This is a genomic window from Streptomyces sp. CO7, from assembly GCF_053474865.1.
The window spans coordinates 1-433 of the sequence record NZ_JBRIOU010000121.1 but is presented as its reverse complement, the minus strand read 5'-3'; the positions used below and the strand labels follow the sequence as shown (position 1 = coordinate 433).

The following is a 433-nucleotide window of genomic DNA, read 5'->3' as shown; positions in this document are numbered from 1 at the left end:
GGTTGAGCACCGCGTGCTGCATGGCCACGTTCACCCGCTGACCGCGTCCGGTGCGCTCCCGCTGGTACAGCGCGGCGAGGATGCCCGCCACGACGTGCACGCCCGTGCCCGAGTCCCCGATCTGGGCCCCCGTCGCCAGCGGTGGCCCGTCCTCGAAACCGGTGGTGGACATCGATCCGCCCATGGCCTGCGCGACGACCTCGTACGCCTTGAAGTCGGTGTACGGGCCCTCGCCGAATCCCTTGACGGAGGCGTAGACGATCCGTGGATTGATCTCCTTGACGCGGTCCCAGGTGAATCCCATCCGGTCGACGGCGCCCGGCCCGAAGTTCTCGACCATGACGTCCGAGCGCCGGATCAGCTCGGTGAGGATCTCCTTGCCGCGCTCGGTCTTGGTGTTGAGGGTGATGCTCCGCTTGTTGCAGTTGAGCAT

General features: G+C 67.2%; 1 protein-coding gene. It reads right to left on the bottom strand.

Annotated features, from left to right (window positions below; all coding sequences use genetic code 11):
• Positions 1–433, bottom strand: a 433-nt coding sequence (locus ACOV8S_RS31395) for a CoA transferase (protein WP_448321877.1), incomplete at both ends; no start/stop codon positions are given.